The sequence below is a fragment of the Amycolatopsis sp. NPDC003676 genome (assembly GCF_053587275.1).
This window is the reverse complement of record NZ_JBSFNS010000250.1, coordinates 1-1,938: the sequence shown is the minus strand read 5'-3', so window position 1 is coordinate 1,938 and position 1,938 is coordinate 1. Positions and strand designations below refer to the sequence as shown.

The following is a 1,938-nucleotide window of genomic DNA, read 5'->3' as shown; positions in this document are numbered from 1 at the left end:
GGGCAGCCTGGTCTCCGGCCGGGTGTCGTATGTGTTCGGGCTCGAGGGTCCGTCGGTCACGGTGGACACGGCGTGCTCGTCGTCGCTGGTGGCGCTGCATCTGGCCGCGCAATCGCTGCGCTCGGGGGAGTGCGAACTCGCCCTGGCCGGTGGTGTGGCCGTGATGGCGACGCCGGACATGTTCCTCGAATTCGGTCGTCAGCGCGGGCTCTCGCCCGACGGACGGTGTAAATCGTTCTCCGACAGTGCCGATGGCGTCGGCTGGTCCGAGGGCGCGGGTGTGCTGGTGCTGGAACGGCTCTCCGATGCCCGCCGCAACGGTCATCAGGTGCTGGCGGTGCTGGCGGGGTCGGCGGTGAATCAGGACGGTGCGTCCAACGGGTTCACCGCGCCCAATGGTCCGTCGCAGCGCCGGGTGATCCGCCAGGCCCTCGCCAATGCCGGGGTCGCTCCGGCGGAGGTGGATGTCGTCGAAGCGCACGGCACCGGAACGACTTTGGGTGATCCGATCGAAGCGCAGGCCCTGCTGGCGACCTACGGCCAGGATCGTGCCGAGGACCGTCCGCTCTGGTTGGGCTCGTTGAAGTCGAACATCGGTCACGCGCAGGCGGCGGCCGGTGTGGGTGGCGTGATCAAGATGATCATGGCCATGCAGCACGGCGTGCTGCCCCGGACACTGCACGTGGATGAGCCCAGTACCAAGGTGGATTGGACGCAGGGGAACGTGCGCCTGCTGACCGAGGCCGTCGCGTGGCCGGAGGCCGATCGGCCGCGTCGCGCCGGGGTGTCCTCGTTCGGGATCAGTGGTACGAACGCGCACGTCATCGTGGAACAGGCGCCCCCGGTAGCGGATTCGGCGCCTGCGGTGAAGACCGCGCCGGTCGGCGGCGTCGTGCCGTGGGTGGTGTCGGCGCGCAGTGGTGCGGCGCTCACCGGTCAGGCCGCCCGGCTGGCCGACCATGTGGCCGACTACGGCCAGGACCCGCTCGATGTCGCCTTCTCCCTGGTCGCCACCCGGGGGGTGTTCGACCATCGCGCGGTGGTCCTCGCCGAGGACCGCGACGGGCTCCTCGCTGGCACGCGGGCGGTGGCCGACGGCGCTCCCGGTGTGGTGAGCGGCCGGGTGGTCGCGGGATCGACCGGTCTCGTGTTCTCCGGTCAGGGCGCGCAATGGGCGGACATGGCCGCCGGGCTCCGGGGGTACCCGGTATTCGCCGACTCGTTCGACGACATCATCACGCGGCTGGAACCGCCGCTCGGACAGCCTGTTCCGCTCACGGCGGCCTTGGCCGACGAAGCGCTGATCGACCGGACGGTCTACGCGCAGGCCGGGCTGTTCGCCTACGAGGTGGCCCTGTTCCGGCTGCTCGAATCGTGGGGCGTGACGGCCGACGTGGTGGCCGGCCATTCGATCGGAGAGGTCGCGGCCGCGCATGTCGCGGGTGTGCTGTCGCTCGATGACGCGTGTGTGCTGGTGGCGGCGCGGGGCCGGTTGATGCAGGCGCTGCCTGCGGGTGGGGCGATGATCGCGGTGGGTGCGCCGGAAGCGGACGTGCTGCCGTTGCTGGGCGAGGGGGTGTCGATCGCGGCGGTGAACGGTCCGTCGTCGGTGGTGCTCTCCGGTGTCGAGGGGGCGGTCCAGGCCGCGGCCGAGGTGTGTGCCGAGAACGGTTGGCGCACACACCGACTGCGGGTCTCGCACGCGTTCCATTCCGTGCTGATGGACCCGATGCTGGCCGAATTCGGCTCGGTGGTCGAAGGTTTGGCCTTCGAGCGTCCGACCCTCGCGCTGGTGTCGACGGTGACCGGTGCCCGGGTCGTCGACGAGATGTCCGATCCGGCGTACTGGGTGCGACAGGTCGCGGCGACCGTACGGTTCGCCGCTGCCGTCACCACGATGTCGGAGCTGGGTGTGGCCCGGTTCGCTGAGGTCGGCCC

1 protein-coding gene is annotated in these 1,938 nt (G+C 70.6%); it reads left to right on the top strand.

The features are described 5' to 3' along the window. Positions 1–1,938, top strand: a 1,938-nt coding sequence (locus ACWDNU_RS45330) for a type I polyketide synthase (protein ID WP_449673388.1), incomplete at both ends; no start/stop codon positions are given.